Raw genomic sequence first — 14747 nt, 5'->3', positions numbered from 1 at the left:
CGGTTGGCGAAACCCAATGTCGCTATCACAACCGCAGCGAATATCGAACAGTCGGGTCGGGCCATCCAGGTTTTTCCGACCGCGCAGCAAAACGCCGTGCTGCGAGTTTTCTCGAGCACGGCGTCGTTGGTACGGTTTTGTGGGGAGCGGCTGTTAGTAGCCTTCGCCTTGCAGTTCGGCCTGTTCGGCCAGCGTGGCCTGCATTTGGTCCGCTTCGCGCTGCAGAATGAATTCTGGGCCCTTCGGATAGTACTGGACGTCGTCCGTCATATAGTACGGGCTGGGAAGCGTTTGACCGCCGACATCGATTTGGCAGCCGGTAGCGGCGGCGGCGATGACCGTCATGCCGCAAACCAAGGCGGCCTTCATCCAGGCTTGTCGTTTGACCATTGTGGGAATACTCCGCTGGTTGTGCGGTCCGTTAAAGCGGCGCCAAACGGCGCCGGTGATGAATCTAGAGCAGGGAGACTCCGAGCTGGTTCTCGGTATTATCGCCACTATCCGTATCGTCCGAACCCGAGGGGAGACTTAAACCGATTAACCCGAAAAACCGGTTCATTTTCCCAGATGTCCAGCGGGACCGACGTAGATTTGCAGTCTGTCCGGCCTCAAATGCCGCATTTTTGTGGGGTGGGAATAGGTAATCGTTTATAATGAAATGACTTGCGCACGCTCCCCCACTTCATGCTAGCTACCGGGAAATCACTTCATGACATCACGCCCTCTCACCGGTTGGCTGATCGCCTGCTCTTTGATTTTTGTCGCCGCCGGGCCTGCTGGCGCCGTGCAGGCGCAGCGAAATGGGGATGCGACGAAGCCGAACAACGCCTTCTTTCTCGGCTTCTCACCGCTTTACGCCGGCGAGTTTAAAGAAGCGCTCAACGTCTTCGACAACGTCTCGTCGACCGCGGTAGTCACGGCCAACGGGCGGTGGGTCGATTCGATCTGCTATGCGACGATGCGCGGAGAGTGCTATTACCAGATGGGGGCCAACGCGAAAGCGCTGGAACAGTACAACGCCGCGGTCCTCCTGTATTTGCAACACTCTGACTGGATGATGCGGCTGAGCACCGACACCGTGCAGGCGATCGGGCCGGTCAGCAGCGACCCTCGTTCGTCGATTACGTGGGGGCCTTCGGCGCGCACGACTGCGATCGGCAAGTTCCCGGATACGTTGCTTTCGTTGCAAGGGAATAGCCCGGAACAAAATCGGAACGTCGTGAACAACGGCGGCACGTTTATGGCGCAGCAATACCATCCGATTCGGGCTGGCGAGATCGCGCGTTGCCTGGCTTTGGCGATTAGTCGACGGCGACAACTCCTGGGGCCGCTCGGCGAAAGTGACCCGCTCAACAAAAACTTAATCACGGCGCTGCAGCGCCGGCCGGCGCCGCCAAACCATTGGTTGGGCGTCTGGGTCGATATGCAACTGGGGCTGGCGCAAGCGACCGCCGGCAAACTGCGGGATGCGATCCCGACCATCCAGCGCAGCCTGACGATCGGCGGACAATACGATCATCCGTTGACCGCGATCGGCTTGTTGGAATTGGGGCGACTAGCGCTGGAGCAAAAAAATCTGGAAGCCGCCGAGACCTACTTTGTCGAAGCGACGTATCCGGCGATCGCCTTTGGCCAATATGACATCGCCGCCGAAGCGTTCGCCCTGTTGGGAAGCGTCCATCTGATCAGTAAGCCGAACCAGGTTTCCCAGTATCTCGCGACAGCCGCCGCGTGGCGCAACTTTGGCAAGTTTAACGTCTTGAAGGGGACCGTCTTGATCGCTCTGGCCGAGCACTATTCGTGCGCCGGAGACGCTAACAAAGCAGGAGCCGCACTGAACGAAGCGCGCCGCGCGATGAATCGAACCGACATGATGACCGGCCGCGTCGGCGCTCGCTACGCCTATCAACTGGCGCTGATGGAGTTCCAACGCGGCAACATGATCGCGGGGAGCGCGTCTCTCAACGATGCGGTCCGAATTCAACGCGTCGTGTCGCTCCGGATCTTTCAAACGATTTTGACCAACGAGTGGTTCGCCGCGAACGTGCTGACCGAACGAAGCGCCCAATTGCTGTATGACAATTTGTTGCGCGAACCGACCGACTCCGACTGGGCGACCGATCCGTTAGACACGATTACGTATCAGTTAAATCCGAATGGCGTGGCGCTGGAGCGTTGGTTCTATTCGGCCTTAGAACGTAAGCAGCCAGAGTTGGCGCTGGAAATCGCCGATCGAATTCGTCGCATTCGCTATTTTGCGACGCTCCCGCTGGGCGGTCGCGAGATGGCGCTCCGCTGGATTCTCGACGCGCCGGAGACAAGCTTGTCGACCGACGCACGCTTGCAACGTCAGGATTTGCTCACCAAATATCCGGTCTTGAAGACCGCGCTCGATCGAACCGAAGACATCCGCAAGCAATTGAAAGAACTGCCGCCGCAAGCGATCGAAAAAGAGCAATTTGTCGCCCAGGAAAAGCTGCTCGAGCAACTCGCCGAAGCGACGATGGTCATCGAGACGAAGTTGGGCGAAGTGTCGCTGCGTCGTGATCGCAGCACGTTCCTCTTTCCCCCGCTGCGAACGACGAAGGAACTGCGCGAGAAGCTGAGCGAGAAGCAAGTGGTTCTCGCCTTCTTCAACTCCTCCGGCGGCGTCTTTGCGTTTCTGTTTACGAAAGAGGATTACGTCTATTGGAAAATCGAAAATCCTAGCGATCTTAAGAAGCAGATCGTCGAGCTCTTTCGCTCGATGGGACTATTAAAAAAAGATGGCCCGATCGATGTCGCCACGCTCAACGACGAAGCTTGGAAAGCGAACTCGGCGAAGTTGTTGTTGACGCTGATGCCGACACTGAAAGCCGGATTTTTTGACCAATATGAAGAGTTGATCGTCGTGCCGGACGGACCGCTGTGGTACGTGCCGGTCGAGATGCTCCATCTCGATGATGGAGCCGGCGGCTCGCTGCCGCTGACCGAAAAGGTGCGGATTCGTTACGCGCCGTTGGCTTCGTTGGCGATTCCGGAAATCGATAAACGCCGACGTCCGCTCCTCTCGGCGATCGTTTCAGGACGACTTTACGTGCGCGACGACGCGGAAGCGACCAATTTCTACTACGACAAGCTGTCGCCGGCGTTCGCCGCCGCGGCGCGACTCGATAAGAAGACGCCGGGCCCAACCAGTTTGTTGGGGAAAACCTGGGACAATCTGGTGGTGTTGGATGATATCGAAGATCTCGAATCGCTCCCTTACGGTTGGTCGCTCGCGCAAATTGATCGCGGCAAGCCGGGCAGCGATCTGGGAAGTTGGTTTCCCTTGCCGCTGGCGACGCCGCAAACGGTTTATTTGCCGGGCTTTCATACCGCCGCCGAAGATAGTCTGAAACGCGGGGGCAACGGAGACGAAATCTTCGCCGCCGCCATGGGAACCTACAGCGGCGGAACGCAGACATTGGTCCTCAGTCGTTGGCATAGCGCCGGAGACGCGGCCGTGCGAATGACCGCCGGAATCGGCGCTCGCATCGATCGCCTGCCTGCGAGCCAAGCCTGGCAGGAAGCGATTGCCGAGGTTCGCAGTGCTCCGCTCGATGCAGCGCACGAACCCCGGTTGCGCGTACTTGGAGATTTAAAGCCGCCAGAGACTGCGGATCATCCGTTCTTCTGGGCTGATCTGATGGTGATCGATTCCGGCATCGTTCCGCAGGAAACGGAGACGCCGTAGCTGCGAGCTACTCGAGCGATTCTGGCTCAGGATTGCGGCGAAACTTTAACCAGCGGTGCAGACGAAGCGCCTGGGCTCGCATCATCCATTGCGAGTGATGACAGATCCGATAGCTCATCAGCAAGTTCGTCCGCCAGTTCGCTTTCGTTTCTAAGTGATTCGGCCCGATGTCGATGCGGCGTTGGCCCAGGGAGATGCTGTCCATAATTCCATGGGCGTACTGCAACGTTCCCAGGCCAAGCGCCTGATACGCGGGGTCGTGGCCGACGCGCATCGCCTGGATTTCGCCCTGGTGATGGTACTTGTAGCCAAAGGCGACCATTTTCCCTTCGTGAAGCAGATAACCGATATCCAGCATGCCAAGGCGTGTCGCGGCCTCGTGGGTGTCGCGAAAATAACCTTGGACCGCTGCATGCGACAACGTGGTGCCAGAATCGGAGGAGCCTTGCCAGCTTTTCGCGGCTACGTCGAGACACTCCTCGAATATCGACCAACTCTCTTCCACCGATCCACTGGGCTGCGCGTCAGGGCGGTAACGGACAAATTCGATCCCCGTCGTTTCTCCCCGTCGGATCAATCGCCGAACATTTTGCCGGAATTTTGGTTTGCGCGTCTCGAGATAGCTCTCCCAGGAATTCGGCAGATCGACAATAGAGATCTCTTTCCAGGGAGTCACCAGCGACGACATCCCAGCTAGGCGAAATGCGTTTTCGGTCCGTCCGCGATCGACCGCTTCCATTTCGATCCAGCGCAGATCGAGCAAATCCCAGTCTCGCCTGGATTGGGCCAAATAGCGGAGTCCAACGGCCAAAGTTGCGGCGCCGTCGCTGCCGATCGGTCCGTAGTAAGAACCCCAATCGGCTAGCGGGTAGGTAAGTACGCGAAACGAGCCGAGACGCGTTTGTTCGCGGCGCACGACTAGCGGCAGAATTCCGATCGGTTCACCGGAAGCGTAGACAAGCAGCACACGCAGCCGTTGATCTGCCCCAAAATGCTTCCAATAGGCGCATAGCCATGCATAAGTCTGGAAAAATGTCGCCCGCGGCATGCGGAGAAAGAGCGTTCTCCAGACCGTCGCATAGGCGGCAAGTTCGCTGAGATCGTTGATTTCGACCACTTCGGTCATAGAGTCGAATCCGGCGCAGGAGTAGAGAAACGAATTACAATAAATTGCAAATCCTGGGCCGGCGGCAAGCCCAAACGGAGGCCGCATCGACAAACATGTGTCGTATTAGGAGATTACGTCGAAATTGAACGCTACAAATCCTTATTTTGCGTGTTGAAAAAAGGAAACGCATTCCGGTTATCCGATGCGGCGTTACGACCCGCAACAGCCAGTTCGATTGGGGAGCGACGGAATAGATCATCAGGCAGGGGAACAAATAAAGTGTCGAATGTGCGAGATCTGCTAATAATGTCGAATAGTCCCCCCGTCTAGTTGGCAAAGCGGTAAGCGGAGACACGCAGCGGAATTGCGGGCTCCGTATCGTTGCGCACAAAACAAATCTGGATATAATGGTCACCAAGTGGCGGTCGTACCCACAACTTGATTTGCAATGACGATCACAACGGCCCGAGAAGGAGCCCTGAATGCCGGCGGAGTTAACGAGTCTCGTCGCGGAACTGGAAAACAGCATTTCCCGCGTCGTTCTAGGCAAGTCAGAGGTCGTTCGAAAGTGTCTCATTACGCTTCTCGCAGGCGAACATCTCCTGTTAGAAGATGTTCCCGGAGTTGGCAAGACTTTGGTCGGCAAAGCGTTAGCGCGGAGCCTGGACGGTGATTTCTGTCGTCTGCAGTTCACGCCCGATCTTTTGCCAAGCGATATTGTCGGGTCGAACGTATTCAACACGAAGACGCACGAATTTGTGTTTCACCGTGGGCCGATCTTCGCGAACATCGTGATCGCCGACGAGATCAACCGGACGTCGCCGCGGACGCAAAGTGCGCTGCTGGAAGCGATGAGCGATAACCAAGTGTCAGTTGACGGCGTGACGCATGATCTGCCGACGCCGTTCATGGTGATTGCGACGCAAAACCCGTTCGAGTTTGAAGGGACCTATCCTCTTCCCGAAAGCCAACTCGATCGATTCTTGATGCGAATCTCGATGGGCTATCCCGATCGCGCCGCCGAACGGCAGATTCTGGAGTCGCATCGTCGCGGCGAACCGGTGACCGAATTGACCCCAGTCTTGCACAGCGATCAGATCAAGCAGTTGCAAGCGGCGGTGCGCGAAATCGAGATGAACGATTCGATCCACGAATATTTGCTCGATATTATCGAAGCGACCCGCGACACGGATGACTTACAAGTTGGCGCTAGTACCCGAGCGGCGATCAGCCTGTATCGCGCGGCGCAAAGCTTGGCGATGATTGAAGGCCGCGAGTTTGTCGTTCCGGATGATGTGAAACAGCTAGCCGTTTCGGTGCTCGCCCACCGCGTGATTCCCAAGGGTTACCTCCACGCTGGTCAACGTGAAGCGGTGGAGACGATCGTGAGTCGAATTGTCGATGAAGTAGCGGTTCCGACCTAAGTCGGCCGACAGCGGCAGCCGACCGATAGAGTTCGACCATCCCATTCAAACGCGCTTGAGGAGGTACGAATGTCGTTCTGGAGCAGACAGGGCTCCATGATCACTCGCGAAGGGACTTACTATCTCCTCGTGATGACGTTCATTGTGGTTGGCGCTATGATTCGCAACTTCCAGTTGCTGATGGTCCTGGCCTGCATGATGGTCGGCCCTTTGCTTTACAACTGGCGCGTCGTTCAGGGATCGTTGCGCCGGCTCAAATTCTCACGCAAGCTCTCTCACTCGGTGTGTGCCGGCGATCCCCTCTTGGTAGAGCTGCGCGTCGAAAACTCTGGGCGAGGGGCCGTCTATGCGGTTGTCGCCTGTGATGTGATCGAAGCGGTCGACGGCCCGAAGATCGGCGAGTCTTGCGATGTCGAAGTCTTTTTCGCGCGCGTCCGGAACGGCATTCCGGAATCGTCCACCTATCGCGCTCGGGTGCAGCACCGCGGACGATATCGCGTAGGCCCCTTAGAAACGTCGACGGCGTTTCCCTTGGGATTGATTCGTAACACGCTCAAGATCGGCGAAATCGACGACTTGATCGTCTATCCGCGGATTGGACACTTGACCCCTGCTTGGCGGCGTTTGATTCAGGATGATCGCTCCGGCTATGCGGCGAGTCGCCGCACGCACGGTTTGCATGAGGGCGACTTTTACGGCCTGCGCGAGTGGCGAACCGGCGACCCGAAGCAATGGATTCACTGGCGAACCACCGCCAAACGCAATCAATTGGTCGTGCGGCAGTTTGAGAAACAGAGTGAGCAGGACGTCACCATCATTGTCGACGCTTGGGTTTCGCCGCAACCGACTCCCCAGGAAGAAGCCAGCGTCGAACGCATCGTGAGTATTGCGGCGTCAGTGGTCGCCGATCTCTCTGCGGTCGGCGGCTGCCAAATGTATCTGGCCTGCGCCGGCGCCAAAACGAAGAGCCTGCATGGGTCGGTTTCTCAGGCGTTCGTTCATGAAGCGATGACGATATTGGCCGAAGTCACGCCTGCGCCGCACAAGTCGATCGATGGTTGTCTGCTCGACGCGCTCCGCGTCGGCCGCACGGGAAAAGTGGTCCTGCTCAGCTCTCGCAATCTGGAGTTGTCGGACACCAACACTTTCCAAGAAGTTTGGAACGATCACAAAGTGCGATCCGAAATCGGACGCGTTATTTGTTTGTCGGACGCGCGAGATGAACTGACGAATCTCTTTGTCGATGGCGCCCAAATCAGCGGCGCAAAGGAGTCGTCATGAAGGTCGAACGCTTATTGCAAATTAGCGTGGCGGTTCTTGCGGCGCTGGGAGCGATGTTGCTCGGCGGAGGCGAAACGGACGACGCGGCGCTGCCGATCGCCGCGGTGTTGGCGGCGTTTATTTCGGTCTATGTCACCGATATTCAACGTTGGTTCAGCCTGAATCGAAATCTGGCCAATGTCGCCGCGTTGTTGGCCGTCGCGTTTTCGATTTCCGATTTCTGGCCAGGCAACAGCACCGAAAAGCTGCAGGCGATCGCCAAGTTGTTGATCTATCTGCAGATCGTACTCTTGTTTCAACGCAAATCGACGCGCGTCTATTGGCACCTGTGCGTCCTTAGTTTGCTGCAAGTCGTGGTCGCCGCTGCGCTCAACTTGAACGTTTCGTTCGGTTTTATGTTGGTCGCCTATATGTTGGCCGCATTGACGACGCTCAGTCTGTTCTTCATCTATCGCGAGACGGTTCGCGTCGACCCGATCTTAAAAGCGGAACATGATGCGATCGACAATCGCCCGGTCTTTGCGCTATTTGGTTCGCGCGACGAAGCAGGGGATGGCGGCGGCGTCATGACCGAAGCGGTGCTGTTGGAATCGCGTCTGCCGAAAAATCTGGCGACCGTATTTTCTAGCTGGCAAATGTTCGTTCAGGTTTGCAAGTTGGGAATCGTCACGCTGATCGCCACGGTTGTCTGCTTCTACGCATTTCCACGTCCCAGTCGTGATCAATGGGGAGGCGGCTTAGCCGGCGGGCTCCGCGAAACCGGCTTCAAAGATCAGATTTCGTTCGATCGAATGGGAAGAATCCTGCAAAGCGACGAGATGGTGATGCGGGTCGCATTTCGCAGTCCCGTAACCGACACTCCCAAAGAATCGCCGCTGGAGCCTTATTTTCGCGGCACGGTGCTGAATCGCTATCAAATTCAGACCTCCAGCTGGATCACCACGTATTCTCCTGATGACGAAGGCGCAACGCAATTGCCGGCGGCTCCGCCCAACGTCGAGATGGTGCGGCAACTCGTGGTGCTGAATCCTCGCACGCGCCTCGTGCAAACAGCTCACGGACATTTGTTGTTTAGCGTCTATCCCGCCTATCGCGATCAATTGACTTCCAGCGAAATCATCGACGATCGGCTGGCCGGATTTTTGTCGTTCGCGGCGTCCGATGCGCTCGGAGCCAAGCCGTCGCAGTACAACGTGTTGATTCCCTGGCGACCCGCTGAACTCGAAAATCGCTTGCTGGCGCTGGAGAGTCGCGACGAGGACAAGACAAAACTCGATTGGCGTACGAAGAGCTATCTCGATTCGTTGGAGAAAGTTGAAGTTTTCGCGTTCGGGGAATTGCAGCAAACGACGCGCAATGTCGTCGAGAGCGCCAACGTCGATCAGAAAAATGACTTTGAAGTCGCCCAGGCGATCGAGCGTTTCTTCACCGATGAAGGGGGCTTTTCGTACACGTTAGAGATTGATCCGCGCGTTCGCGATCCCAACCTTGACCCGCTCGAAGATTTTCTGGTCAATCATCGTTCTGGGCACTGCGAATATTTCGCCGGCGCGATGGCGCTGATGCTGCGATACCAGCGGATTCCGTCGCGTATCGTCGTGGGATACAAAGGGGGCGAATATAACTCGGTTGGCAATTACTACGCCGTCAAGCAAATGCACGCTCATGCGTGGGTCGAAGCGTACATTCCACAGAAAGATTTGCCAGAGTCGGTGCGTGAGAACTATCCGACCGGCGCCTGGCTCCGCTTGGATCCCACTCCCAGCGGCGAAACGGAAGTGGTCTATGAAGAGAAGGGGGGGATGCTGAGCAAAGCCCTCGATTGGTTCGATTATCTCGAGCTGATGTGGCGCGACTACGTAGTAGAAATGAACTCAGAACGCCAAGAGAACGCGATTTACAAACCGTTCGCCGATCGCATCTGGCGGCCGCTGGGCGATTGGTTTAACTACGAGGAATGGCGCCTGTGGGTGAAAGAAAAAGCGGCCAGCGTCGGCGTGGACATCGAAGGGGAGTGGTTCAGCTGGTACATGAGCTTGTTGACCATTTTTTGCACGATCGCCGGATTCGGCATCTACCAAAGTTCGCGCTGGTTTATCCGGCGTTTTGGGCAGCCGTTGTGGCGCTGGGTTCGTCGGCAATTGCACTTTAACCGCCACGGCGTCACGTTCTATTTGCAACTCGAACGCCGTCTGGCGAGACGCGGGATGCGCCGCGCGCCGGGGCAAACTCCGTACGAATTTGTCGATTCGCTCCGTGCTCGTCTAACGCCGGTGGCGATGGACGCGATCGCGCCGGTCGTCGAAGCGTACTATCGCGTTCGCTTTGGGGGCGCTGTCCTCAGCGAAGAGGCGCTGTCCGGTATCGAGGATCGCCTGACGACGCTGCAAGTGGAACTCGATCAACTCGATCGGTCGCCCCGATTTTAGCAGCCGCTAGGCGAAAGCGATTACACGTTAAACAAGAAGTGGCAAACGTCGCCATCTTTCATGACGTACTGCTTGCCTTCGACGCGCATTTTGCCTGCATCGCGAATCGCTTTTTCCGAGTGCAATTGTTCCAGGTCGGCGACCGAGTAGGTTTCGGACCGAATGAAACCGCGCTCGAAATCGGAGTGAATCACGCCGGCCGCTTGCGGCGCGGTGGCGCCGATCGGAATCGTCCAAGCGCGGACTTCTTTTTCACCAGCGGTGAAATAGCTTTGCAGGCCGAGCAGCTTGTAAGCGGAACGAGCGAACGTATGCAGCGCCGGTTCGGTTAGTCCCACGCTCTCTAGCATTTCCTGACGATCCGCGGCGTCTAGCTCGATCAATTCCGCTTCGAGTCGGGCGCAAACCGGCACGACTTCGCCCTCTTCTTCGGCGGCTCGAGCGCGGACTTTGGCGACCAGTTCTCCTTCGCCGGTCAGGTTGTCTTCGTCAACGTTGGCCAGGTAGAGAACTTTTTTAGCGGTGATCAGTCCGAGTCCGCGAGCCCGCTTCTCCGTTTCCGGATCAGGAAACGACATCGAACGGACCGGCTTCCCTGCGGACAGGACGGCGTAACATTGCTCGAGCAGTTCGACGCGCGCCTTAGCCTCTTTGTCGCCGGAGCGAGCCGACTTGGCGGCGCGATCTTTCGACGATTCGACCGTCTGCAAATCGGCCAGCATCAGTTCGGTATCGATAGTTTCGATATCGCGAATCGGATCGACCGAGCCGTCAACATGGATCACGTCCGAGTCGGCGAAGCAACGGACGACATGGACGATCGCGTCGACTTCGCGGATGTGCGACAGGAACTTGTTCCCCAGGCCTTCCCCTTCCGAGGCGCCGCGGACGATGCCGGCGATATCGACCAATTGCAAAACGGCCGGAATCACCTTCTGCGTCTTGATGAACGACTGAATGATTTCGAGACGCTCATCGGGGACCGGAACGATCCCGACATTGGGTTCGATCGTGCAGAAGGGATAGTTCTCGCTGGCGATGCCTGCGGCGGTCAAGGCGTTAAACAGCGTCGATTTACCGACGTTGGGAAGACCGACGATTCCAGCTTCCATAGCAGGCTGACTTCATAAGCAGAGGGACGGAGTGAACTGTGCCGAGCCGTAGATTCTACCCAAAAATGCCCCACCGGTAAGCGGTGCTGCCGACCCGGCGTTTGCGGCTGCGGCCAGACGAAAAAAGCGTCGATCGGGCTTGATCGACGCTTTTTCGTGAATTTCGTCTTTGCTTCGAGGGATCGAAGCCGCCGAGCCCTAGTAGGAGCCTCGCCCCAAATTTCGGGGGTTGCGCTGACTGGCTCCGCTCCGAGTGGTCATCGAGGTCGGGTAAGTGGACGTCTCGTAGGAAGGCGCGGAGTAGGTTGGCCGGCCCATCGTGGTGGTCGGGCCGCTTTCGTAGATGATCTCGCCTTGCTGCGGGGTCGCATAGTGCGGAGTTCCCTGCGAATGGGCGTGTCCGCCGCAGCCGCAATCAGGGCCGCAGTCGCCGCCGCAGGTATTGCCGCAGGTGCAGCCGCTTCCGCCGCAAGCACCGCAGCCGCATCCGCGCTGACCGTACCGCACGCCGGCCAAGCCAGGGCGGCAGATCCGGCCTGGATTTTGACCGATCCAGTTGCCGTGGCAATCGCAAGGATCACACTTCGGGGGATCGGACCACCATTCGCCCCAATAAACTTCGTCGCCGCAACCGGCGCCGCAAGTCACTTTCTTATGCAGGCAGCCCAGCAAAGCTTTCGGTGAAATCAACGGCAGGCACAACTTGAACGGTGCGCAACCATGGTTGCAGGTCGGACCACAAGTTGGTCCGCATGCGTCTCCGCAAGACGTTGTGGGCATAGGGCCGTAGGATTGGCACGACGCGAATTGGGCCGAACCAAGGACGATCGCCATACTGAAAATGGCCACGATTGCTGAAAGTCGCATCGGAGAAATACCTCTTTGCTGACGGCGGGGGGAACGGGCGCGTAAGATCACGGCGTAAATTCCGTTACGATCACTATCGGCGTTAGAATTCCGCCAATCGAGAAAATCCGCACAACCGGCAAAGTTTTCCAGGTCGGCTCCGCTAGCAGCGGCGGCTTTTCAGCCAAGAAAAAAATAAAGGCCGTCGTGTGGGGCAGGAACACGACGGCCCTAAAAGAAAGGGCGAACCCCTTCTCTTTGTAGTTTGTTGATAGGTCAAGTTATCGGCTGTTGGTTGGTTGCGGTTGATCGCAATTTACAATTTCTTTGGCCGCCGATTTGCGCGAAAAAGGCCATCGCCCATTCTTCCATATATCCCGGATCTTCGTTATCGCCGACCAATCAGCCGTCTCGCCTCCCAGGATCTGCGCGAGCGTTTCCTCTTGGCCGCGATAGCCTGGTGGGAAACGCAAGAGGAGGCGCGACCTCTCGTCCTGCTTTTGAACCGCCAGCGAGGAAAGCGTCCCTTTGACGATTTGCAGATTTGTCAGGTCGACGAGATTGTCGACACGCGGCCCGATCAAAAATCGCCGGTAGCGAAAATGCCAGCCATTTTCTTTTTTGACCAACTGCCCCAACGTGAACCAAGGAGTCCGCGGCAAGCTGATCACCGTAAAAGCGGTCAACGACTCCGCAGCGGGCGACAGCCGATAGCGACGCCATGCGACCAGGTCCCAGCCGATTCGCGCGCTCAGCTTTAGCGCCTGTAGCGATCGGTTGAGCGTCAACGCGGCGATGATCAATATCGGTAACGCGAACATCAGCCCGAGCAGCGGATGAATCCAGCACAAAACGTACATCACCACCACAATCGCGATCCGCGAAAAACGAAGCGTCGTGTCGACCAGCGGGAAAGGAGAGAGGAGGATGATCACTTCGACCAGATTGCCGAAAATCCAAATCGCAGCATAGAAGCCGAGCATCACGACGATTGTTAGATAGGTTAAAAACTTCTCCGCCAGACTCGGGTCATTTCCTAGATCGGCCCCCAACAAATAGATGATCAGGCGAAAGCCGAACAAGAACCCAACGAAATTGAAGAGCGACCCCAAGACATCGAGCGGCGATTTTAAATAACTTGCAAACGTCAGAATCGTGTCTTTCAGGATCACGATCAAACTGCAGATGCCGGTGATGATCCAGAACCAGGGTTGGTAAAAGAAAAAGAGCTCGCCGCGATCCGGTGCACTGGTTGTGAAGTAGACGATCGGACCGGTTACCGATAACACCATCAACGGCGAAAGTCCCGTTGCGGTTATGCCGACCACATTCTCCATGCCGCTGGTCAGCAGTCCAGATCGGCGGCGGCCAAAGTATTGCGAAAGCACATGCGTTGGCGACGTGTAGAGTGGATCCGTACGATGGTCAGAATCGACGTCCTCCGAGTGTTCAACCGGGGCGACCTTCCCGGCAGCCGGTTCGACTGCTGCTGCCAAGGTCGCCGTAGAAGCGAATATTAGCAGCGTCAAAAGAATCGTCCGCATGACTTTTCACTTTCGACCAGAGAAAAAGAGGCGCCTTATTTACTTACTATTCGTCACGAGTTGGCGAATCTAGCAGATTGACCCTGTTATTCGCCCCAATCGCCTAGTTATACTATTTGTCCTGCCAATTTCGCGGAATTCCGCCCGATCGATTTTACCCAGTCCCGCCTTATGACGCCTCCCTTGCCGATTCGTCGGCTGCAACACATAGCTGTTTCCGCCGCTGACTCGGATATAAGTCGTGATTTTTATCGCGACGTACTCGGGTTTCGCGAAGTCGAGCGCCCGCCGTTTGATTTCCGCGGCGCCTGGTTGGTCGCCTACGGGATCCAGATGCATGTGATCCAGCGGAGCGCCGCCAACCAGCAAGATGTTGGCGCGATCGACACGCGGGCCAATCATTTGGCGTTTGAAGTGGATGACCCGACGACCATTGTCGAAATCCTGCAAGCCCATGCGATCCCGTTTATTCAACGCGTGAACGCCGGCGGAATTCACCAGACCTTTTTTCACGATCCAGACGGCAACCCGATCGAGGTCGCCGTTTACCCTGCTGATCCCCCCTTTCTACCCTAGCCAAACTTTCCCCTGGGAGTCACTTTTATGAACGCAACCCAAATCGTATTTCCCCTGGTCATCGCCCTCGCACTGGGGACGGTCGCCGATCTCGAAGCAGGCATCTTCGGCCGCCGCCGCGAGCGGATCAAAGCCGAAGTCTCGGCGCAGCTGCGCTGGGAGTTAAACGCCCAAGTCGCCGCCGCCAAAGCGGAAACCGCCGAGCAACTGCAAGCCGAAACGACCGAGCAGATTCAAGCGGAAGCGACCGCGTTGAAATCGCAAGTTGATGCGGCGCTGGTCGACATGCGCAAAGCGGCGAAATCGGCATTGGCCGCCGAAGCCGAAAAGTTGAAGCAAGAAACCGCCGCCCAAATCGCGAAGCTCCGTAGCGAAGCGGAAGCGAAGTTGGCCGCCGAGACCGATGCGATGAAAAAGCAGATCGCGACGGCTGTCGCCGAAATCAAAACCGAAGCGAAAACTCAAATCGCCGCCGCGACCGAAAAGCTGTCAGCCGAAGTCAAAGCCGAAACGGCGAAAGTCGCATCGCAGGTCGAAGCGGCCCTGACGCCGAAACTGCACGAAGCGATGCTGGCCGCGATCGCCGAACAAATGCCGAAACCGCCAACCGACGAGCAGAAAGAAGAGAAGTCGAAAACCGCCGCCGTCATCAGCAGCGAAGTCCGCACTAAAGAAGAAGTCGCGACCGACGACAAATAGTCACGCTCCCTTT

General features: G+C 57.1%; 11 protein-coding genes. 6 read left to right on the top strand and 5 right to left on the bottom strand.

The genetic code is table 11. The features are described from left to right. Positions 1-153: 153 nt before the first annotated feature. Entirely contained in the window at positions 154-390 is a 237-nt protein-coding gene (locus DSM3645_RS21440; RefSeq protein ID WP_002654673.1) for a hypothetical protein, read from the bottom strand. 319 nt (positions 391-709) lie between these two features. Between DSM3645_RS21440 and DSM3645_RS21435 the strand changes: the two genes are divergently transcribed. Then, positions 710-3715 (top strand): hypothetical protein, encoded by a 3006-nt coding sequence (locus tag DSM3645_RS21435; RefSeq protein ID WP_002654672.1) that lies wholly within the window; start codon positions 710-712, stop codon positions 3713-3715. A gap of 7 nt (positions 3716-3722) precedes the next feature. Here the strand turns inward: DSM3645_RS21435 and DSM3645_RS21430 are convergent, their stop codons facing one another. Continuing rightward, positions 3723-4841, bottom strand: coding sequence for a GNAT family N-acetyltransferase (locus DSM3645_RS21430; protein ID WP_002654671.1), 1119 nt, complete (start codon positions 4839-4841; stop codon positions 3723-3725). A 464-nt stretch (positions 4842-5305) separates the two neighbouring features. Between DSM3645_RS21430 and DSM3645_RS21425 the strand changes: the two genes are divergently transcribed. The 3 genes from DSM3645_RS21425 to DSM3645_RS21415 all read left to right on the top strand — a co-directional run bounded on the left by DSM3645_RS21425 (position 5306) and on the right by DSM3645_RS21415 (position 9957). Continuing rightward, positions 5306-6247 carry an AAA family ATPase gene (locus DSM3645_RS21425; RefSeq protein ID WP_002654670.1) on the top strand — a complete coding sequence of 314 codons (942 nt, stop codon included), beginning with the start codon at positions 5306-5308 and terminating at the stop codon, positions 6245-6247. A gap of 96 nt (positions 6248-6343) precedes the next feature. Continuing rightward, a complete protein-coding gene (locus tag DSM3645_RS21420) occupies positions 6344-7528 on the top strand; it encodes a DUF58 domain-containing protein (protein WP_002654669.1) in 1185 nt (394 codons plus the stop codon). After that, positions 7525-9957 (top strand): transglutaminase TgpA family protein, encoded by a 2433-nt coding sequence (locus tag DSM3645_RS21415; RefSeq protein WP_002654668.1) that lies wholly within the window; start codon positions 7525-7527, stop codon positions 9955-9957. The genes DSM3645_RS21420 and DSM3645_RS21415 overlap by 4 nt, the downstream gene beginning before the upstream one ends. Before the next feature lie 20 nt (positions 9958-9977). On the opposite strand, the gene ychF is transcribed toward DSM3645_RS21415, so the two are convergent. From ychF to DSM3645_RS21400, 3 genes are all read right to left on the bottom strand, one after another. Beyond that, positions 9978-11069 (bottom strand): redox-regulated ATPase YchF, encoded by a 1092-nt coding sequence (gene ychF / locus DSM3645_RS21410; protein WP_002654667.1) that lies wholly within the window; start codon positions 11067-11069, stop codon positions 9978-9980. A 198-nt stretch (positions 11070-11267) separates the two neighbouring features. Beyond that, entirely contained in the window at positions 11268-11849 is a 582-nt protein-coding gene (locus DSM3645_RS28765; RefSeq protein ID WP_237564907.1) for a hypothetical protein, read from the bottom strand. Between the two features lie 347 nt (positions 11850-12196). Then, positions 12197-13459 (bottom strand): hypothetical protein, encoded by a 1263-nt coding sequence (locus DSM3645_RS21400; RefSeq protein WP_002654664.1) that lies wholly within the window; start codon positions 13457-13459, stop codon positions 12197-12199. 171 nt (positions 13460-13630) lie between these two features. Between DSM3645_RS21400 and DSM3645_RS21395 the strand changes: the two genes are divergently transcribed. Continuing rightward, entirely contained in the window at positions 13631-14035 is a 405-nt protein-coding gene (locus tag DSM3645_RS21395) for a VOC family protein (protein WP_002654663.1), read from the top strand. 27 nt (positions 14036-14062) lie between these two features. Next, a complete protein-coding gene (locus DSM3645_RS21390) occupies positions 14063-14734 on the top strand; it encodes a hypothetical protein (protein ID WP_002654662.1) in 672 nt (223 codons plus the stop codon). Positions 14735-14747 lie beyond the last annotated feature (13 nt).

Source organism: Blastopirellula marina DSM 3645 (genome assembly GCF_000153105.1).
GTDB classification, from domain to species: Bacteria; Planctomycetota; Planctomycetia; order Pirellulales; family Pirellulaceae; genus Blastopirellula; species Blastopirellula marina.
The sequence above is the reverse complement of the archived record's forward strand: the minus strand, read 5'-3'. Positions and strand labels throughout refer to the sequence as shown.